Raw genomic sequence first — 19,418 nt, forward strand, 5'->3', positions numbered from 1 at the left:
CTGCTTTTTACTCTTTAGAGGGGTGAGTATCAGTGAAATCATTAGGAAATGAAGCTTTAAACAAACGTTTAATTAACATGCGCCGAGCGCTTCATGAGCATCCAGAGCTAGCATTTGAAGAGTATGAAACGACAAAAAAACTACGAGGCTGGTTACAAGAGGAAGGGATCACAGTGCTCGATTTCCCAGATCTTCAAACAGGAGTCGTTTGTGAAATCAAAGGAGAACAAGAGGGACCAACGATTGCTCTGAGAGCCGATATTGACGCACTTCCAATTGAAGAAGCATCTGGTGAACCATTTTCTTCAAAGATACAGGGAAAAATGCATGCATGCGGCCATGATTTCCATACCGCTTCGATTTTTGGTGCGGCCGTCCTATTAAACGAAAGGAAACATGAGCTCAAGGGAACAGTCCGCATTTTGTTCCAGCCGGCTGAGGAAGTGGCGCAAGGAGCGAAACACGTCATAGAGGCAGGCGTCTTAAATGGAGTCGATGCGATATTTGGTATGCACAATAAACCTAACCTGCCAGTTGGCACCATCGGGATAAGAGAAAAAGCGTTAATGGCGAGTGTCGATCGGTTTGAAATCGACATTCAAGGAACGGGTGGTCATGCTGGAATTCCAAATCACACAATTGATCCGATTGCCATCAGCGGTCAGATCACAAGCGCCCTTCAGCAAATCGTCAGTCGCCGCATCAGCTCCTTGCATCATGCGGTTGTCAGTATCACACGTATTCAAGGCGGCACATCATGGAATGTGATACCTGATCGCGTCGAGATGGAAGGGACCGTTCGGACGTTTGAACCTGAAGTGAGAGCGATGATTCCAGATCTCATGAAACAGATCGTGAGCGGTATCGCAGAAGGATTTGGCGCAAAGGCAGAAGTGAAATGGCATCCGTATTTGCCTTCTGTGATGAATGACGAGCGTTTGACAAAGGTTGTGGAAGAAACGGCAGGAGCACTTGATCTCGCAGTAGTAGAGGCAGAACAGTCACCAGGCGGAGAAGACTTTGCCCTTTACCAAGAACGCATTCCAGGCTTTTTCGTCTGGATGGGGACAAGCGGTACCGAGGAATGGCATCACCCTGCCTTTACGTTAAATGAAGACGCACTCCCTGTTGCCGCTGCTTTCTTCTCCGAGCTTGCGGTTCGGGCGTTGGAGTCAAGATCATGGAACTAACGAAACAGCTCGCAGAGGCAGTGCTCTCTGCTGATCCGCTGCAAGATCAACAGGCCGTTCAAATGGCTCGAAACGGTCTGTTAGACGCTGCGGCAGCAGCACTTGCTGCAAAAGAGGATGAAGGGATTCAGAAGCTCATGGCGCTGGTGGAACAAGAAGGCGGCGCGGCTCAAATTCCCGTCATTGGTCAAGGGAAGAAGGTCAGCCGTCAATCCGCAGCCATGCTAAATGGCTACCTGATTCACGCCCTTGATTATGATGATGTGCATTCTGATGTGAGAGGACACCCAAGTGCGGTCATCATCCCGGCCTTGCTTTCCCAGCTGACCAACGGGGAGGCGTACGGTGATCGATTTCTAGCAGCCTATATTACTGGCGTCGAAGTAATGGCAAGGCTAGGTGAATCCATCGGCAAGTCGCACTATGAGCGGGGCTGGCATAATACCGGAACTCTGGGAGCCATTGCAGCGGTCTGTGCCATTGGTTATTTGAAACAAGTTTCACAGGAAGAGCTGGCGAAAGCGATCGGCTTTGCTGGTGCGCAATCAGCTGGAATGCGAAAGCAGTTTGGGACTGATATGAAACCATTACAAGCTGGCCTCGCCGCTAAAACAGCCGTATGGTCCATGGATTTAGCTTGTTCAGGTTTTGGCGGGAGTGAATCGGTTCTGGATGGAGAGCTGGGCTTCTTTTCTCTCTATGGGGATCAGAAACTAGCGGAAAGACGTCTGCTAGAGGACTATGGCACTGCGTGGCGTATCGTGTCGCCAGGTCTATGGTTTAAAGTGTATCCGTTCTGTTCAGCGGCACATCATGCAGCTGATGCGATCGAGTCATTAGTACAAGAACACTCTTCCTTACAGGGGAAGATCGAACAGGTCGACGTCATGTTTCCGCCTGGCGGAGATGCCGCACTCACGGAGCGGGCACCTTTGACGGGAGAAGAGGGACGATTTAGTGTCGAGTATGTCATCGCACTAGCGGTGTTTGGACAACCCTTATCACTGGATGCTTTTACGAAAAAAGCCATTTCACCAGAGCTGCGGACATGGATGAAGCGGGTAAATAGAGTATATGATCAAACGATAGAACCCCATCCAGACGCAGTGCCAAAAGGGCGATTTACGATTGTAAAGCTCAACTTATCTGACGGGTCCACCATCAGCAAACGGGTCGATATCCCTCGGGGAGCACCAGGCTGTGCGTTATCGACAGAAGACATCATACAAAAGTTAAGCAGCGTCACCAGCACATCACAGGCAAAGCAGCTTTTACAGGCGGTTGAAGAGGGGAACGACGCTACTTACTTGCAGCTGCTGGCATGACAAGGAAAAGGGCTCATCAATAAGATGAGCTCAGCGTGTAGACAAACCCTCGCATTCTTTGTCAGTCCTGCGTGCTGGTGCTCACGAACGTCAAATTCGCTCCGTGAAAATAGCTGTCCTTCCTAGTTTGCAAAGGTTTTCTATCACGCTGAAAAGAAGACAAAGGGCTAAAATCAAGTTCATTTTAGCCCTTTGTCAACAATCTGGGCTCATCAATCAGATGAGCTTTTTTTAATAACAAAAATCAATGCGGGTCCCCTCAATACCCAGCTCCATCAAAAAGTATGAATAAAAGATGACCAAAGCATGATAAGTTCATGAAATCGTATCAATCCAATTGAGATTTGAGAAGGAACATGTAAAATAAAGCTACATAAAGAAAAACAAAGGCAACAGCGGAGGCTGATGATGAAAATATTAATGATTGAAGATAACCAGAGTGTTTGTACAATGACGGATATGTTTTTTCAACGAGAAGGATTTCAAGCGGAATTCGTCCATGATGGATTAGAAGGATTGAATCGATTTAAGCAAGAGGAGGATTGGGATCTGCTCATCTTAGATGTCATGCTTCCTTCAATGGATGGTCTGACCATTTGTCAAAAGGTACGCCAGATCAGTGATGTTCCGATTATCATGCTGACAGCAAAGGAAACGGAATCTGATCAGGTGCTAGGCTTCGATCTTGGGGCAGATGATTATGTGACAAAACCCTTTAGTCCGCTCACCTTAATGGCAAGAATCAAAGCAGTGAAACGACGCTTTGCTCAAACAACATCTACTCAAGAAGGAGCGAAAGAGGATAAACGGCTGGAGACCGAACATTTTCAGTTAGATAAAAAAACGAGAGAAGTGTTTCTAGAGGGGAAACGGATCGAAAATTTAACGCCAAAGGAATACGATTTGCTGTGCTTTTTTATACAGCATCCTCGGCAAGTATTTTCACGAGAACAATTGCTTGAGCAAATTTGGGGATACCAATTTTATGGTGATGAACGAACGGTTGATGTTCATATTAAGCGGTTGCGCCAAAAAATCGGAGACGGACCTAAGCCCTTTCTGTATACGGTATGGGGCGTAGGGTATAAGTTCGATGAAGATTAAATATTTTTACCAGTTGCTGATTAGTCACCTTGGGTTATTGCTCATTGCCATCATTATTATCAGCACCCTCATGTCTCATTTTGTAAAAGATATTGCCTATCAAAACAGAGTAGATGAAATGAGTTCTTATGGGAATGAAATTTTGCAGAATTTTAAACAGCTGCCAAAAACCGAGATGGTTTTCCGCCTGCGTCCATTTGAAGATATTCTCTCGACAAGACAAATTCGCTTTTTCGTGTTTGATGAGAAAGGGGATGTTTTGTCTCAGCAGCAAGGGATGCCACCGCATGAAGCTTTGTTGACAAAAGATTTGTGGGCCAAGCTCTCAAAAGGAGAGCAAATCATTGTCAAGCGGAGTGATTCACGCCGTCTTGATCAAGAAGCATCGCTTGTGGCACTTCCTGTGATGGAGGACGGAGAGCTAAAGGGCGGTGTCGTTCTCATTGCCCCTATCCAAGGAGCGGAAGAGCTGATTGCTCAGATGAATCGTTATCTGTATATCATCGTGTTTGTGGCACTGACAATTACCTTTATTCTCAGTCTGTTTTTGTCTAAATTTCACGTGAACCGAATCAAAAAACTGAGAGAGGCAACAGAGAAGATCGCTCAAGGTGATTACAACATCAATCTTGAAAACAAACACCTTGATGAAATTGGTACACTCAGTGAGGATTTTAATATGATGGCCAAACGCCTCCAACGATCAAGAGAGGAAATTGACCGGCTCGAAAAGCGTAGGCGACAATTCATTGCGGATGTGTCTCACGAATTGAAAACACCGCTGACGACCATTCGAGGATTGGTCGAATGGCTGAATACTGCCGATGTGCCGGCAGAAGAGAAAGAGAAATGCTATGCGCTCATCACTGATGAGACAAAACGAATGCTGCGTCTCGTCAATGAAAATATGGATTATGAGAAAATCAGGTCGAATCAAATCACCCTTCAAAAATTTCACTATCCACTCATTGATACGTTTGAAGTGATTAAGGAGCAGCTGAGCCGAATGGCTGAAGAGAAAAACAATCAGCTCATGGTAGAGGTTCACCCTGAACAAAAGGTATACGCAGATTATGACCGGCTCATTCAAATCCTCGTCAACATCACAAAGAACGCCATTCAATTTACAGAAGGCGGCCGTATTTCTTTGAGAGGGAAAGAAGAGAATGGGGAAACGATCATTGAAGTAGAAGACACGGGAATCGGCATTGCACCTGAAGAAGTCAAACACATTTGGGAACGTTTTTATAAAGCGGATATTTCGAGAACGAATACACCATATGGAGAATACGGACTTGGCTTGTCTATTGTCAAGCAGCTTGTGGACTTGCATGAAGGACATATCGATTTAAAAAGCGAAAAACATAAGGGAACAACATTTATCATTCGTTTACCGCTACCACAAGAAAAGGGCTAAACTCCGTTTAGCCTCAGCGTGTAGACAAACCCTCGCATTCGGTGTCAGTCCTGCGTGCCGGTGCTCACGAATGCGAAATTCGCTCCGCGCCGGTACTCGTCTTTCCTAGACTGCAAAGGTTTTCTATCACGCTGAAAAGAAGAAAAAGGGCTAAACTCGGTTTAGCCCTTTTTGGTGTATCATCACTTATTCTGTTTTGGAGAACGTTAAGCCGATATGAGCAAGTGCCTGCGGTAAATCCTTACGAATGGTGATGTCTTTAAATGAAATATTCGATTGAATCGCACTCAGCGCAAGGTCTTGCTTAATTCCTGTTAAAACAGCTGAAATGCCTAAAAGTCTTAACGTTTGCGCATAGCTGACCAAGTATTGAATGCTTTGTTCATTGAGTCGTTTTGTCCCTGAAACATCAATGACCAAATGAGAGAGCGACAGCCTGTAGCTTTCCTGTAAAATGGTTTCTAAAATATGCTGCGCACGTGTCTCTTCGATATCACCAAGAAGAGGGAGCACGGCGACACCGTCAACAACAGGTACGATCGGTACAGATAATTGCTGAATCTGCCGGTTGGCTTGGTCGAGTTCTAGGACGTAACTCAATAAAGATGCCATCGTTTCAAACATATGAACATGCTCTTCTGTAAATTGCTGCGGCCTTAGATCAAGTCCACAAATTGTTCCATAGTTCGTACCATCAGTAAAATCGATAGGAACCCCAATGAATGATCCGCCTTGCAGCTGTTTCGTGACGTCTAAGTTTTTTGAACGCTCGTCCAAGCGGATATCAGGGATCAACAGCGTATCGCGATGATCGACCGCCAGCTTGCAAAATGTCTTCTCGTAAGGATTTTCTTCCCCTTCTTCAAGAAGCTGCTCGTCGTGATTTAGCACCTTCACAATCTGATTGGTGTTTTGATCATTTTTAGCAATAAACAGTGTATTCACATGAATGAATTGACTCATCATGTTTAAAATACTTGTAGAAGCATCATGAAAATTGCGAAACTGTTTTAATAGTTGTTGACGAGGCATGGATTAGGACTCCTTGTAGCTCCGATCAATGTCCGGAACAATAGTTGATTTGTCTCTATCATACAAAATCAAACGAGAAATAGATATACTTTAATGCGCAAATCAGCTCGAATCATGCGAGATCAAAAAGACTGCCGATCCGGAGATCTGACAGTCTGCTGATTAAATGGAGACGGGCACCGTGGACATAGAGAAAAATTCCTCATATAAGGCTTGAACGGCTTCTTTTTCTTGAGCTGCTTTGACGCCAAACATCATGCTCACCTCTGAAGAGCCTTGATTGATCATTTCAATATTCACTTTGGCTTTTGACAGCGCTTTTGCGGCTCTTGCTGTTGTACCAACATTATGACGCATCGCTTCTCCTACGACCATAATAAGCGAGAGGTTCCGCTCTAAAACCACTTCATCTGCATCAAGCACAAGCTTTAATCGGTCTAAAAGCTCTTGTTCAATCTGCTGCGCCTCCAGCTGATCCTGCCTTAAAATAATGGTCATATCATCAATGCCAGAAGGCACGTGTTCATACGTAAGTCCATATTCCTCTAACGTTTGCAACACCTTACGTCCAAAGCCCACTTCTCGGTTCATCAAATACTTACTGATATAAATACTGCAAAATCCATTGTCTGACGCGATTCCCACAACAGGGCCATTCGTATGATCCCGTTGATTCACAATTTTCGTGCCTTTGGCCGCTGGATTATTGGTGTTTTTAATCTGTACAGGAATACCTGCCCGAAAGGCTGGAATAAGTGCTTCATCATGAAATACAGAAAAACCCGCATAGGACAATTCACGCATTTCACGATACGTCAGCTCTGTGATTTCCTTTGGCTCATGAACGATCGTTGGATTGACGGCATAGACTGCATCCACATCCGTAAAGTTTTCATACACATCCGCCTTCAGCCCATTTGCCAAAATGGAACCGGTAATGTCTGATCCACTGCGGGAAAAAGTGACGATATCACCAGCTAGACTAAAACCGAAAAACCCAGGGAACACAATGATGCCAGAGCGTTCTCTTAATTTGTACAAATGATCATACGATTCTGGAAGGACTTGCGCTTGACCAGGCTCGTCGCTGACAAATAGACCGGCTTCTTTTGGATTCACATAGTGCGCTTCGACGCCTTGATGCTGAAAGTAGGCTGCAATCAGCTTTGCATTATTATCTTCACCGCTTGCTTTAATCGCATCAAGATAACGCTCAGGATGAGAAGAATCAGCCTGTAATAACGTGTTTACATCTTGCCGGATGGTGTCAATAATGTCATCACCTAACCCCAGCTCATCCGCGATCGAAGCATATCGCTCGATGACAGCTTCTTGTAAATCGTGTGCTTCACCTAAGCGTAAATATTGTTCACCGCAGCTAATTAATAGATCGGTGACTTTCGTATCCGTTGAATGCCGTTTTCCTGGTGCGGAAACAACGACTGCTTTTCGAGCTGGATCTGCTGTGACAATGTCAAATACCTTTTGCAGCTGCTTGCCAGAAGCAAGAGAACTGCCACCAAATTTAACGACCTTCAATGCATACATCTCCTATAGTAAAAATTTTCTCACAAATTGAATAGTTTCTATTATCAACTCTTTTCTTCAAATTATCAAGGGTTTTCTTTTCTGTGTGAACAAATGTATTTTCAGGAAGGACGTTATATGTGAATATATGAAAAAAGAGCCGGCTATATGCCGAGCTCTTTGTTTTTATGAAGAAGAGGAGGAAGAAGATAGCTCCTGCTTCATCACTTTGTTTTTACGTTTTTCTTTTAAGAAGAATGAGAGGACGAGTCCAATGACCGCAATAGCACAAGACACGATAAATGACGTATTCATGCCATGAACGGCTGACTTCATTGGATCGGATAATGCTGCATTGGCAGCAGAGCTGCTCATAATGGAGACAAGCACAGCCGTCCCGATAGAGCCGCCCATTTGTCTCATCGTATTATTCATTGCTGTCCCGTGCGGAATCAAGTGCGGTGGTAAAGAGTTAATACCGGCTGTTGTCAGCGGCATCATGATCATCCCAACCCCGATTAAGCGAAGCGTGTAGGCCACTGTAATGAGGGTAATCGATGAATCAAGGCTCAGCATCATAAATGGCAGGGAAGTGACAGCTAATATCGTAAACCCGCCTAGAGCCAGCCCTTTACCGCCGACTTTATCAAAAATTCGTCCGATAATCGGTGATAGGAATCCCATACAGAGAGCCCCTGGCAATAAGATCAGCCCTGTATCAAGGGCAGATAATCCTCTGACATTCTGCGTATAGAGCGGCAGAATCGTCTCTGTTCCAATCAGTAAAGCAAAGACGAGCATACCGAGAAAGGTCGTTAAGCTGAAAATCGCAAACTTAAAGACGCCAAACTCAAGCATCGGTCTTTTCAAATTCGACTGACGCAGGATAAAGAAGAACAAGCTCACAGCGCCGACAATGAGTGAAATCAGAACGGTCGCACTCGTCCAGCCATACGTTCCGACACTTGAAAATCCGTACAGCAGCCCGCCAAATCCGAAGGAAGACAGGATGACCGATAAGACATCGATACGAGTGTCTCTTTGCTGTGTGACATTTTTCATTAAGAAGAAAGCAAGAATGAGATCAATAATACCGATTGGAAGAACAATATAGAATAGGAACTTCCAGCTAAAGGAATCGACAATCCAGCCGCCAAGTGTTGGTCCAAGCGCCGGTGCGAATGAAATCACAAGTCCGACCATACCCATGGCTTGCCCGCGTTTTTCTTTCGGGAAAATGGTTAAAAAGATCGTTTGCATAAGCGGCATCAAAATCCCTGCACCGGCTGCCTGCACAATACGTGCTGCAAGTAGCACTGGGAAATTTGTGGCGAACGAAGCAAGGATTGTACCTGCTGTAAAAATGCTAAGAGCTGTTAAGACTAAGGAACGGCTTGAAAATTTCTCAATTAAAAAGGCCGTAATTGGGATGAGAATCCCGTTTGTCAGCATAAAGGCTGTGGTCAGCCATTGACCTTTACTGACATCAATATTGAATTCCTCCATGATATGCGGGATCGCTGGAATGAGAAGCGTTTGGTTTAAGATCGCAACGAACGCCCCAACGAGGAAAATCCCAACAATCACAGACCGATTATACGATGTTGTTGATTGGTTCATATTATCCCTTCTTTATCTATAAAATAATGCTTTTCAGCTGTGACACGTTTTGTGATAAAACGCTGTGTTTACCTAAATAATCAAGCAATGAGCTGATTAAAAAGGTTCTCGGTTGGTCCTTTGACAGTTCTTGACTCAGCAGCTCAAATGCAGAGAGGAGATCGTCCTTTTCTACTCCGTTTGATAGTGTGTGAAGCTCTTGTTTCATCTTTGTTAAGTACGAGATGACAAGCTTTTCTTCATCATATTCTTCCTGTGTGGAAAGCAAATAAGAATCCATCAGCTGATCTGTTAGCACAGGCTCAATAGAGCAAGGCTTTTTTGATACACGGTCCATCACACCGATGATCATTTCAGCGGCATTTTCTAATTGGATGTTCTTGTGCTCAATCGCCAACATCAAGATGAATTCTCTCATTAATCCGTTGAGGACAATGACAAGATCCCACACATAAGGCGCAACAGATTCACCATATGTGCTTAAAATCATGTCTCTGTGCCGCTGCATGATAATGGAGCGTGTCTCACGTAAATGCTTAATGACAATGGGTGAATGCTGAGAAAATGCCTCAAAGGACAGCATATTCAAAAATTTATGATTCTCTTTAAACTCTTCAAGCTCAAGCTTAATCTTCTTTGTGAATTTTTCCTTTTTGGACAGCGTCGTTTCTGAATGAATGATCTGAGAAATCTCTCTCATTTTGCGCTGATTGTATTTAATCAGTTCCAATAGAAGAGCTTCCTTTGAATCAAACAGTTTATAAATAGACGCTTTTGATATTTTACAGGCATCAGCAATTGACTGCATGGAGACACTCATATAGCCTTTTTGAGAAAATAATTTCTTCGACACCCGCAAAATCTCTTCTTGCTTTTCATTCATCTTCATAAGTCCTTTCCGAATCGGCAAAACCATAGAGTCACAATGGAAACCGAGTGGTCACTTTTGCTATGATAACAAAACCAATGGCACATGACAAGAAAATGAACTTAAAAAAATACATGTCTCAATGACATGTATCCGATTGTTGACAAAGGGCTAAAATGAACTTTATTTTAGCCCTTTGTCTTCTTTGTCATAGGCGAGTAACGAGATTGTATGTTAGAACAAAATACGATACATTTATCGTATGAATAATCCAAATCATCCAACCCAAGAAAACATGAGACTCATTTCTGTGCTGCAAGCATTGGCTGACCCTGTTCGGCTGGAGATTGTCCGCTGCTTAGCAGAAGCGGGTGAGAGAACATGCGGTACGTATGATATGAACATTGCCAAGTCCACACTGTCGCATCACTTTAAAGTACTAAGAGAAGCAGGCATCGTGAAAGTGAGAATTGACGGGAAGCACCGTTACTACTCTCTCAGAAAGGACGACATTGATACCGCTTTTCCAGGCCTCTTGTCATCCGTATTAGCTGTAGACAAGGAGCGGTGGTAAGAGAATTTTGCATCAATAAATGACAAATCCCCAAGGCATTGTAACCTTGGGGATTTGTGATGCGTCTCGTGTAAAACGGAATTAGGCCATTGAATGATCCATAGACAGATGGATAATCTCATAAGTGTGAATTTGCTTCTCTATATTCACTGGCAATGAGTCTAGAAAAGAATATTTGACGCATTTCCATTTATCGGGGTTATATACGATGACTTCCCCCTTATTGTCGTTAAAATGGGAAAAGAGATGGGCGATATCTAGATTTTCAAGGCAATCAGTAGGATGAATCGTCACATACTCTTCAAGAACGAATGTGCTACGATGAAAATCATCTGTTAAATGAACGGAATATGTGATGCCAATATTGATTTGTTTCCAGCCAAAAGAACGTAAAATATGATCAAATGACCCCTTAAACACAAAATCCGTCATGCCCTCAGATTGTTTCCAAATATACAATGGGCAATAGCCATTGTGTAAACTCCTATGTTTGTCTTTTTCAGTGATCAAATAAGCTTTAAATAATAAATCCTGATATCCATCTGTTTTCCATCCATTGTTTCGTACTCTTTTTCTAATGATATTCATATCATAATCCGCAGGCAGATCCACATGATATTGCATGGCATGCATAGAAACACTCCCTTTCAATAGCCATCATAATCGACTTCAAGCCAGTTGAATAATACATATTTGTGTTATTGTTATCACAAAAAGTGATAGGTGATCATGATGAATATAAATGATTTGATTATTTTTATAGAGGTATATCAAAAAGAATCGATTAATCAAGCGGCTAAAGCTTTAGGGTATGCGCAATCCAATATTTCTCAAAGAATTAAAGCGCTTGAAACTTTATATGATGCAACATTTTTTATCCGGCATCATCATGGAATCAGTCCAACAGGACAGGGGGATTTATTTTATCAATACGCTCAAAAAATCGTAAAAGAAACGAAGGACATTCAACAAAAATTGACTTCAAAGAAAAAGACCGTTTTATGCTCTGAACTTCTATTTAACGTTTTGTACGAGCAACATGTTTTAGAGGATATTCAAGCCACTGATTTTATCATTGCTTCATCAAGTACGATCAACAAAAAGTTAACAGAGGATGTGTATGATCAAATTATTTCTTTTAATCAAATGGAAAAAGCGGAATATCAATTAAAAGAGGTAAAGAGCTTGGCATTGAACGTATATGGAAAATCCAAAGAGATATACGATAATGATATTTCATTGATCGTGAATCGTGATCAGCTTTGCCCATTAAGACATGAGGCCAGACGTATGCTGGGTGATCGAACCCTATTTGAGTTAGATTCGTTTGAAGGAATGATCAAAATCGTTGAACAGGGAGATGGTATTGCGTTACTGCCAACCAGCTTAACAAGCCTTCAAACACTCGTGAAATTGCTAGAAAAAAATATTCACATCAACTATTACGTTTATGAAAGAATGTGATCGTAACACTCCTCTATAGGTTTAGTCCCGTCAAAGGAGCGCCACGATTCATCTACATGAGCTGTTTCATTTCCCATAAATCGAGTCATACAGGCGTCTCACCGCTGGCTTAATATCCTCTGGCCGCATATGAGAGAAACCGAGGACAAGCGGGACAAAGCCTTCTTTGTGACCGGGCACATGCTCATCAAGGGTAAAACGGTCCATCCCGTACATTTTCAGCTTTCTGTCTTTGGCACGCTGTAAAATCTCATGCTGCGTACGATCTGAGCGGAATTCTGCGATAAAATGCAGCCCTGCATTTTCCCCGATAATCCGTACGTTGCCACCAAAGACAGTGTCGAGCTCTCCAATGAGCTGTTTTCGTTTTTCCTCATATAGCCCATTCATTCTTTTAATATGCCGCTGATAGGCTCCATCTTTAATAAAATAAAGAAGGGTGTATTGTGTAAAAAGATTGGCCGTTTGAATAAAAAAGTGCTGTTCTTCTTTATAGCGTCTTAATAAATGCTGCGGTAGCACCATGTAGCTGATCCTCAAGCCGGGCAGCAATGATTTCGAAAAGGTCCCCATATAAATGACTTTGTCATAGCGGTCAAGGCTTTGCAGCGCAGGGATGCTGTCTGTGCCGTACTTAAATTCACTGTCATAATCATCCTCAATGATATAACGATCTGGCTGATCAGCTGCCCAGTTTAATAGCTGTATCCGCCTAGAAATCGGCATGATTACCCCTGTTGGGAATTGATGAGAAGGCGTAATGATCAACACATTTGGCTCTTTCTTCTGAATATCGCTCATCCGCACCCCTTTTCGATCAATGCCAATCGTTTCAATCCGGTGATGATTATTTTTCAGCATTTGATACAGTCTGCGATAGCCGGGGTTTTCTAATCCATATATTTGATCAGCTGGAAGGATGCTAGATAACGAATGAATGAGCGACTGTGTACCTGCACTTAAAATGAGCTGTTCAGGGTAGCATTTGACCCCTCGTGCAAGTCCAATCAGCCGGGCAATCGTTTCCCGTAGCTCATAGACGCCTTGTGGGTGCGGCAGCTCACCAAAGGCTTCTTGGTGGAGATGAATCGCTTTTTGCTCACTTTTCAGCCAGCTTTTAAAAGGAAAATTGGCTGTATCAACAGAAATATGAGAAAAGGAATACCAGTCATCTCGCTCAATCGGATTCTCTTTTAAATCAGCTGGAAGGGAAGAGGGTTTCAGCTGACCTGATTCATGAAATGTTTCCAGTGATTCCACAAAAAAGCCTTTCCGTTCAACTGAATATAAATATCCCTCGGCAAGCAGCTGCTGATAGGCGCCATTCACTGAGTTGACGCTGACGTTTAAAGTATCTGCTAACTCTCGTTTAGATGGTAATTGATCGTGTGGTTGCAGGTTACGGTTTAAAATTTCCTCTTTAATTTTTGTATAAATTTGATGATAAATAAATCCGTTTTCCCCTGTTTGATCTAGTTGAATTGTCAGCATCTCGTCATTCCATCCTCTCTGGTACCATGAAAAAAATGATATTGGTACTTTCTATCATACCAAAAAATATTCAGAATAATAAAAAAGACATAAAGGGGATGGATGACAATGAGTCAAACGACAACAAACCGTTTTTCAACAGAGGAATGGCAGGGGAAAAGAGATCAATACGTCGCAAGAGGCGTAAGTAATGGCAACCGTCATCTTGCAGCGAAAGGGAAGGGAGCCGAGCTTTTCGATATTGATGGCAATCGTTTTATCGATTTTGCAGGCGCCATCGGTACATTAAATGTAGGACACTCCCATCCAAAGGTTGTGGAAGCAGTCAAAGCACAGGCAGATAGCCTGATTCACCCAGGATTTAATGTCATGATGTACGAATCCTATATCGAATTGGCAGAAAAACTATGCCACCTCACACCAGGCGACCACGACAAAAAAGCCATTTTCTTAAATTCAGGTGCCGAAGCAGTTGAAAACGCAGTGAAAATTGCCCGTAAATATACGAAAAGACAAGCGGTTGTCTCTTTTACAAGAGGGTTCCACGGAAGAACGAATATGACGATGAGCATGACAAGCAAGGTCAAGCCTTATAAATTTGGATTCGGACCATTTGCGTCAGAGGTGTATCAAGCGCCGTATCCTTATTACTATCAAAAACCTGAAGGATTAAGCGATGCAGCCTACGACGAATACATCATTGATCAGTTCAATCAATTCTTTGTCGCAACCGTTGCACCAGAAACAGTTGCTTGTGTGGTGATGGAACCAGTCCAAGGGGAGGGCGGATTCATTGTACCATCGAAGCGTTTTGTCCAGCATGTCGCTTCATTCTGTCAGCAGCATGGAATCGTATTCGTGGCAGATGAGATCCAAACAGGATTCGCAAGAACAGGGAAATACTTTGCGATTGAGCACTACGATGTGGTGCCAGACTTAATCACTGTGTCAAAATCACTTGCAGCTGGCCTGCCGCTGAGCGGTGTTGTTGGCAGAAAAGAATTACTTGATGCAGCGGACCCAGGGGAGCTAGGAGGGACGTATGCTGGCAGTCCATTAGGCTGTGTGGCAGCTTTGGCTGTACTTGATATTATTGAAACAGAACAACTGAATGAACGATCTGAACACATTGGACAAGTCATTGAGGACAAAGCGAATGAGTGGAGAAGTAAGTACTCATTCATCGGGGAAGTCCGGCGATTAGGGGCAATGGCGGCCATTGAAATTGTGGAAGATCAAACAACGCGTACACCAGATAAGAAGACAGCCGCAGCGATTGCAGCCTATGCAAACAAGCACGGACTACTGTTATTAACGGCAGGGATCAATGGGAATATTATTCGCTTTTTAACACCACTTGTCATCACAGATGAGCTGCTGCAAGAAGGACTAGGGATCATCGAAGACGCCTTCACAGCACGCTAAACAACAAAGGGGGATGGTTGTATGCAAAAACAACAAATGGCTAAAACCATGTCGCAGTCAGACGTACTGTTTTTATCCATTGGTGCAATGCTTGGCTGGGGCTGGGTTGTACTTTCGGGAGATTGGATTTTAACAGCTGGATTTTTAGGAAGTGTGATTGCCTTTGTCATAGGGGGCATTCTCGTGATCTTTATTGGACTAACGTATGCAGAGCTTTCCTCTGCAATTCCAGAAACAGGCGGAGGACTCGTCTTTGTCCAGCGGGCATTTGGGATCAAATCAGCGTTTGTCTCCGCATGGGGCGTATTGTTCGGTTATGTGTCCGTGATTACGTTTGAAGCGGTCGCACTTCCGACAGTCATTGACTATGTCATTCCAACACAGCATGTTGGTTTCCTATGGAATATAGGAGGATGGGATGTTTACTTTACATGGGTGTTGATTGGATCTGGCGGTGCGCTGTTTTTAACAGCTCTGAACTACATTGGCGCAAAGCCTGCTGCCATTTTTCAATCGGTGTTCACAGTGGCCATTATCCTGACAGGTTTTCTTCTATTAGGCGGAGCTACATTTAATGGAGATTTTGCAAACCTTGAGCCGATGTTTCAAGGCGGGGTTGGCGGTCTGATGGCTGTGTTAGTGATGATTCCCTTTTTATTCGTTGGGTTTGATGTCATCCCGCAGGTAGCGGCGGAGATTAACGCACCGAAGAAGATCATCGGGAGAATTTTGATTATCTCCATTGTGAGTGCGGTTGTATTTTATCTGCTCATTGTCTTTGGAGTAGCGGCAGGGTTGTCAAAAGGTCAGCTTGAGGCTTCATCACTGGCAACAGCAGATGCCATGGTACAGCTTCTTGGTCATCAGGCGTTTGGGACTGTGCTTGTCATTGGCGGTGTAGCAGGCATTGTGACGAGCTGGAATGCATTTATTATTGGTGCAAGCCGTATCCTCTACGCAATGGCGGAAAGAGGCATGATTTCCAAATGGTTTGCGTATATTCATCCGAAGTATAAAACTCCGACAAATGCCATTTTGTTCTTAGGTGCATTGGCCTTTTTTGCACCATTACTAGGCCGACCTGCCCTCGTGTGGATTGTCAATGCAGGCGGTGTGGGCATCATCGTTGGGTATTTGATTGTGTCCATTGCCTTTATGAAACTTCGCAAGACAGAACCTGAGCTTGAGCGTCCATACCGCATTAAATATTGGCGGACGACCGGCGTTTTTGCCATTGGACTTAGTCTCCTTTTTCTTTCATTTTATTTTCCAGGGATGCCGGCTTCCTTGTCATGGCCAGCTGAATGGATCTTGCTTTTAGGTTGGGCACTCATTGGGTATATACTATATGTAATGAATCCAAGAACGAAGGAGAAGATAGAGCATGACAAACGAACTCAAAGTGTATAATCCTGCAACCGGAGAAGAAATTGCCTCAGTTGCTCAGCATACAAAAGAACAGATTGAAGATGCGATCACTCGCTCACACAAAGCATTCAAAACATGGGCAAAAACGTCAGCCCATGAACGTGCAAATATCATTCGCAAATGGTTTGATCTCATGATCGAGCATAAAGAAAGACTTGCAAAAATCATCACAGAAGAAAACGGGAAGCCGTATCAAGAAGCATTAGGGGAAATCGTCTATGCCGCTGGATATATTGAATGGTACGCAGAGGAAGCAAAGCGGATTTACGGCAGAACGATCCCGTCTCATACGACAAACAAACGCCTATTTGTCACAAAGCAGCCAGTCGGTCCTGTTGCGGCCATTACACCGTGGAATTTCCCTGCGGCGATGATTACAAGGAAGGCGGCACCAGCGCTTGCAGCGGGCTGTACGTTTATCGTGAAACCTGCTGAAGACACGCCGCTTACGGCCATTGAGCTTGTCAAATTAGGCCATGAAGCCGGAATTCCAGAGGATGCCTTGCAATGGGTGGTTGGAGATGGAAAAGAAGTGGGGGAAATCTTCACAGATAGTCCATTGATCCGCAAGATCACGTTTACTGGCTCAACACCAGTTGGAAAGCATTTAATCAAAAACAGTGCGAGCACAGTGAAACACGTTTCTATGGAACTTGGCGGTCATGCCCCGCTGATCGTCGATAAGGACGCCAACCTTGAGCTGGCTGTCAAACAAGCAGTGGCATCTAAATTCCGTAATGCAGGCCAGACGTGTGTTTGTGCCAATCGTTTAATCGTCCATGAAGAAATTCATGAAGCATTTGCGCAAAGCTTTAGCAAAGAAGTAGAAAAGCTGAAAGTAGGAAATGGGTTTGAAGAAGGCACGTCCATCGGACCGATTATTAATAAGCGAGGCTTTAATAAAATTGTCGACCAAATTCAAGATGCTGTGGATAAAGGGGCGAAAGTTCTTGTCGGCGGCGATACACATTTTGACGATGAGAAGTCGTATTATTTTGTTCAGCCGACGGTGCTAACTCATGTCGACCCTTCCATGAACATTATGCATGAAGAGACGTTTGGGCCAGTTGCGCCAATTACGACATTTAGTACTTTAGATGAAGCCATTCAATTAGCGAACGATACACCTTTTGGACTTGCGGCTTATTTCTTTACAGAGAATTACCGCAATGGTCTCTATCTATCTGAGAATCTAGATTACGGGATTATTGGCTGGAATGACGGGGGACCATCCGCTGTGCAGGCACCTTTCGGCGGTATGAAAGAGAGCGGTATTGGCCGTGAAGGCGGCATCGAAGGCATCGAACCTTATTTAGAAACGAAGTATGTGTCAATTGGTTTAGACGAATAACGTGTGAAAAAGACTGTCCGAGAAGCCTCGGCAGTCTCAGCGTGTAGGCAAACCCTCGCATTCTTTGTCAGTCCTGCGTGCTGATGCTCACGAATGCCAAATTCGCTCCGCGCCAGTACTCGTCCTTCCTAGGGCTGCAAAGGTTTTCTATCACGCTGCAAAGGAAGACAAAGGGCTAAAATCAAGTTCATTTTAGCCCTTTATCAACAATCTGTGACTGTCCGAGAAGCCTCGGCAGTCTTTTTTATGTTAAACAGCCGGTGGAAAAAGTTGATCCACCGTTTCTTTTGTTTCTTTGAGAATCTCGTGGATGTCGTCTGCAGATGCTTGTTCCATGCTGCTGAATAAGAGCCGTTCGACTGGCTCAACGCCGATCAGATCGAAGGCGGCTGTATCTGTCGTCATGTGATGGCTGGGGGTGATGATCATATTTGAATCAAGAAAGGTCCTCGGTGCATCATGCGTATTAATAATGACCCCTTTTTTGTCTCGAAGCAGATTTTTCACCACACCGTTTTCATTGATTTCATACGCAAACCCCTCTGAAAAAACGCGCTCTACATAACCCTTTAGCATTGCTGGCAAGCCTGTCCACCATATTGGAAAGATAAATGTGAGGACATCGGCTTGTTGAATCAGCTTCTGCTCTCTTTGAACCGTTACCGGCACATGCCCATTTTTCATGGCAGCCTTTTCTGCTGTTGTCAGCTCTGGCGGAAAGCCAATGGCATACACATCACGAACTGTCACATCATGACCATTGTTCAAAAGAGTGCTTACAACAAGATCTAATAGGGTTTGATTTAAGCTTTGCTGGGGATGAGCAAATATGATTAGATGGTTCATCTCATAGCCTCCTAGGTGGTCATGTGTCTCATTATGGCATGCACGAGTATCCTATTCAATCCTATATTGGAAATGATAGGTTGGGAAAATAAAAAGCGACCGCTTGAAAAAACGATCGCTCATGTAAGGTTTATTTCTTTCTAAAAGCAAGCCCAAGTGCAATCAATGCCACAACTAAGGCTGCAATGGACAGACCAAGAACAAGTGGTGAAGAAGAAGCAGAGGCTGTTTCAGATGCCTTTTCTTCTTTTGGTTTTTCTTGACCATGTGAATCCGTTACGGTATTAGACGCAACAATGTTTGTGATCGAATGAGGCTTATCAGCGTCCTTGTCGCCAGTCCATTCAACTACTGTTCCATCCTTATAATATTGATACGCATCCCATGCCGCTTCGCTGGCTTTTTCAGGGTTTTTTGCGACAAACACGAATTGCTGGAACTGCCCAGCAAGGACACCATCGCCAGTTGCTTCCCAAGTGACTCTTGTGACTTTTCCGTTTTTCTCTTCAGTTGTTGTTTTCCAGCCAGGCACTGGCTCGTATTGCTGGAATTCTACGCCTTTAGGCATCGTGATGACAACCTTTGTTGTCGGACTGTCGCTTTCAGAAGGTACTTTTAACGTATAGGTTTCCCAAGCATTTGTTGCAGATGTATCAGGTTTGACTGTCACGTGTGCACTTACAGGAATCGCCAGTAAAAATGAAGCGAGAAGCATTGGTAATAAAGCTTTAACGTATTTTTTCATATCATATAAAC

At 43.8% G+C, this 19,418-nt stretch carries 17 protein-coding genes; 9 read left to right on the forward strand and 8 right to left on the reverse strand.

Going from position 1 to position 19,418, the window contains the following annotated elements; all coding sequences use genetic code 11:
* Nucleotides 1-32 precede the first annotated feature (32 nt).
* The 4 genes from NST57_RS02190 (at nucleotide 33) to NST57_RS02205 (ending at nucleotide 5,036) form a co-directional block, all read left to right on the forward strand.
* Nucleotides 33-1,190, forward strand: a complete 1,158-nt coding sequence (locus NST57_RS02190) for an amidohydrolase (protein ID WP_285529117.1) — start codon at nucleotides 33-35, stop codon at nucleotides 1,188-1,190.
* The gene (locus NST57_RS02195; RefSeq protein WP_341297942.1) at nucleotides 1,181-2,515 is read left to right on the forward strand and encodes an MmgE/PrpD family protein; all 1,335 of its coding nucleotides are present in this window, start codon (nucleotides 1,181-1,183) and stop codon (nucleotides 2,513-2,515) included. Before NST57_RS02190 ends, NST57_RS02195 begins: the two co-directional genes overlap by 10 nt.
* 408 nt (nucleotides 2,516-2,923) lie before the next feature.
* Nucleotides 2,924-3,619: a response regulator transcription factor gene (locus tag NST57_RS02200; RefSeq protein ID WP_144740451.1), complete on the forward strand. Its 696-nt coding sequence runs from the start codon at nucleotides 2,924-2,926 to the stop codon at nucleotides 3,617-3,619.
* The gene (locus tag NST57_RS02205; protein WP_142153963.1) at nucleotides 3,609-5,036 is read left to right on the forward strand and encodes an ATP-binding protein; all 1,428 of its coding nucleotides are present in this window, start codon (nucleotides 3,609-3,611) and stop codon (nucleotides 5,034-5,036) included. Before NST57_RS02200 ends, NST57_RS02205 begins: the two co-directional genes overlap by 11 nt.
* A 186-nt stretch (nucleotides 5,037-5,222) precedes the next feature.
* Here the strand turns inward: NST57_RS02205 and NST57_RS02210 are convergent, their stop codons facing one another.
* The 4 genes from NST57_RS02210 to NST57_RS02225 all read right to left on the reverse strand — a co-directional run bounded on the left by NST57_RS02210 (nucleotide 5,223) and on the right by NST57_RS02225 (nucleotide 10,098).
* A complete protein-coding gene (locus NST57_RS02210; RefSeq protein WP_008347249.1) occupies nucleotides 5,223-6,068 on the reverse strand; it encodes a GAF domain-containing protein in 846 nt (281 codons plus the stop codon).
* A 162-nt stretch (nucleotides 6,069-6,230) separates the two neighbouring features.
* The gene (locus tag NST57_RS02215) at nucleotides 6,231-7,607 is read right to left on the reverse strand and encodes an aspartate kinase (protein WP_073414896.1); all 1,377 of its coding nucleotides are present in this window, start codon (nucleotides 7,605-7,607) and stop codon (nucleotides 6,231-6,233) included.
* Nucleotides 7,608-7,781: 174 nt separating this feature from the next.
* Nucleotides 7,782-9,215, reverse strand: a complete 1,434-nt coding sequence (locus tag NST57_RS02220) for a DHA2 family efflux MFS transporter permease subunit (protein ID WP_142153965.1) — start codon at nucleotides 9,213-9,215, stop codon at nucleotides 7,782-7,784.
* A 16-nt stretch (nucleotides 9,216-9,231) separates the two neighbouring features.
* Nucleotides 9,232-10,098 (reverse strand): TetR/AcrR family transcriptional regulator, encoded by an 867-nt coding sequence (locus NST57_RS02225; protein WP_341297943.1) that lies wholly within the window; start codon nucleotides 10,096-10,098, stop codon nucleotides 9,232-9,234.
* Between the two features lie 247 nt (nucleotides 10,099-10,345).
* Between NST57_RS02225 and NST57_RS02230 the strand changes: the two genes are divergently transcribed.
* Entirely contained in the window at nucleotides 10,346-10,657 is a 312-nt protein-coding gene (locus tag NST57_RS02230; RefSeq protein ID WP_041508257.1) for an ArsR/SmtB family transcription factor, read from the forward strand.
* An 81-nt stretch (nucleotides 10,658-10,738) separates the two neighbouring features.
* On the opposite strand, the gene NST57_RS02235 is transcribed toward NST57_RS02230, so the two are convergent.
* Nucleotides 10,739-11,290 (reverse strand): DUF4865 family protein, encoded by a 552-nt coding sequence (locus tag NST57_RS02235; RefSeq protein WP_024720198.1) that lies wholly within the window; start codon nucleotides 11,288-11,290, stop codon nucleotides 10,739-10,741.
* A gap of 99 nt (nucleotides 11,291-11,389) precedes the next feature.
* Between NST57_RS02235 and NST57_RS02240 the strand changes: the two genes are divergently transcribed.
* Complete coding sequence (locus tag NST57_RS02240; protein ID WP_341297944.1) at nucleotides 11,390-12,121, forward strand: LysR family transcriptional regulator; 732 nt, start codon at nucleotides 11,390-11,392, stop codon at nucleotides 12,119-12,121.
* Nucleotides 12,122-12,187: 66 nt separating this feature from the next.
* On the opposite strand, the gene gabR is transcribed toward NST57_RS02240, so the two are convergent.
* Nucleotides 12,188-13,612: a MocR-like transcriptional regulator GabR gene (gene gabR, locus NST57_RS02245; RefSeq protein WP_341297945.1), complete on the reverse strand. Its 1,425-nt coding sequence runs from the start codon at nucleotides 13,610-13,612 to the stop codon at nucleotides 12,188-12,190.
* Between the two features lie 108 nt (nucleotides 13,613-13,720).
* Between gabR and gabT the strand changes: the two genes are divergently transcribed.
* From gabT to NST57_RS02260, 3 genes are read left to right on the forward strand one after another with little or no spacing between them, the layout of a single operon-like run.
* Complete coding sequence (gene gabT / locus NST57_RS02250) at nucleotides 13,721-15,037, forward strand: 4-aminobutyrate--2-oxoglutarate transaminase (protein ID WP_076822676.1); 1,317 nt, start codon at nucleotides 13,721-13,723, stop codon at nucleotides 15,035-15,037.
* A gap of 21 nt (nucleotides 15,038-15,058) precedes the next feature.
* A complete protein-coding gene (locus NST57_RS02255) occupies nucleotides 15,059-16,447 on the forward strand; it encodes an APC family permease (protein ID WP_035703855.1) in 1,389 nt (462 codons plus the stop codon).
* Entirely contained in the window at nucleotides 16,422-17,816 is a 1,395-nt protein-coding gene (locus NST57_RS02260) for an NAD-dependent succinate-semialdehyde dehydrogenase (protein WP_341297946.1), read from the forward strand. The genes NST57_RS02255 and NST57_RS02260 overlap by 26 nt, the downstream gene beginning before the upstream one ends.
* 249 nt (nucleotides 17,817-18,065) lie before the next feature.
* Here the strand turns inward: NST57_RS02260 and NST57_RS02265 are convergent, their stop codons facing one another.
* Both NST57_RS02265 and NST57_RS02270 read right to left on the reverse strand, forming a co-directional pair.
* Complete coding sequence (locus tag NST57_RS02265; RefSeq protein ID WP_142153981.1) at nucleotides 18,066-18,662, reverse strand: NAD(P)H-dependent oxidoreductase; 597 nt, start codon at nucleotides 18,660-18,662, stop codon at nucleotides 18,066-18,068.
* A gap of 130 nt (nucleotides 18,663-18,792) precedes the next feature.
* Nucleotides 18,793-19,407: a YcnI family copper-binding membrane protein gene (locus NST57_RS02270; RefSeq protein ID WP_142153983.1), complete on the reverse strand. Its 615-nt coding sequence runs from the start codon at nucleotides 19,405-19,407 to the stop codon at nucleotides 18,793-18,795.
* Between the last annotated feature and the right edge of the window lie 11 nt (nucleotides 19,408-19,418).

The organism is Bacillus sp. FSL M8-0077 (assembly GCF_038050255.1).
GTDB classification, from domain to species: Bacteria; Bacillota; Bacilli; order Bacillales; family Bacillaceae; genus Bacillus; species Bacillus altitudinis.

Excerpts from the sequence above, each read along its gene's own strand:
- NST57_RS02265 (WP_142153981.1), bottom strand. The coding sequence starts at position 18,662 with ATGAACCATCTAATCATATTTGCTCATCCCCAGCAAAGCTTAAATCAA.
- NST57_RS02235 (WP_024720198.1), bottom strand. The coding sequence starts at position 11,290 with ATGCATGCCATGCAATATCATGTGGATCTGCCTGCGGATTATGATATG.
- NST57_RS02200 (WP_144740451.1), top strand. The coding sequence starts at position 2,924 with ATGAAAATATTAATGATTGAAGATAACCAGAGTGTTTGTACAATGACG.
- NST57_RS02195 (WP_341297942.1), top strand. The coding sequence starts at position 1,181 with ATGGAACTAACGAAACAGCTCGCAGAGGCAGTGCTCTCTGCTGATCCG.
- NST57_RS02240 (WP_341297944.1), top strand. The coding sequence starts at position 11,390 with ATGAATATAAATGATTTGATTATTTTTATAGAGGTATATCAAAAAGAA.
- NST57_RS02205 (WP_142153963.1), top strand. The coding sequence starts at position 3,609 with ATGAAGATTAAATATTTTTACCAGTTGCTGATTAGTCACCTTGGGTTA.
- NST57_RS02225 (WP_341297943.1), bottom strand. The coding sequence starts at position 10,098 with ATGAATGAAAAGCAAGAAGAGATTTTGCGGGTGTCGAAGAAATTATTT.
- NST57_RS02270 (WP_142153983.1), bottom strand. The coding sequence starts at position 19,407 with ATGAAAAAATACGTTAAAGCTTTATTACCAATGCTTCTCGCTTCATTT.
- NST57_RS02230 (WP_041508257.1), top strand. The coding sequence starts at position 10,346 with ATGAATAATCCAAATCATCCAACCCAAGAAAACATGAGACTCATTTCT.
- gabT (WP_076822676.1), top strand. The coding sequence starts at position 13,721 with ATGAGTCAAACGACAACAAACCGTTTTTCAACAGAGGAATGGCAGGGG.
- gabR (WP_341297945.1), bottom strand. The coding sequence starts at position 13,612 with ATGCTGACAATTCAACTAGATCAAACAGGGGAAAACGGATTTATTTAT.
- NST57_RS02255 (WP_035703855.1), top strand. The coding sequence starts at position 15,059 with ATGCAAAAACAACAAATGGCTAAAACCATGTCGCAGTCAGACGTACTG.
- NST57_RS02220 (WP_142153965.1), bottom strand. The coding sequence starts at position 9,215 with ATGAACCAATCAACAACATCGTATAATCGGTCTGTGATTGTTGGGATT.
- NST57_RS02260 (WP_341297946.1), top strand. The coding sequence starts at position 16,422 with ATGACAAACGAACTCAAAGTGTATAATCCTGCAACCGGAGAAGAAATT.
- NST57_RS02210 (WP_008347249.1), bottom strand. The coding sequence starts at position 6,068 with ATGCCTCGTCAACAACTATTAAAACAGTTTCGCAATTTTCATGATGCT.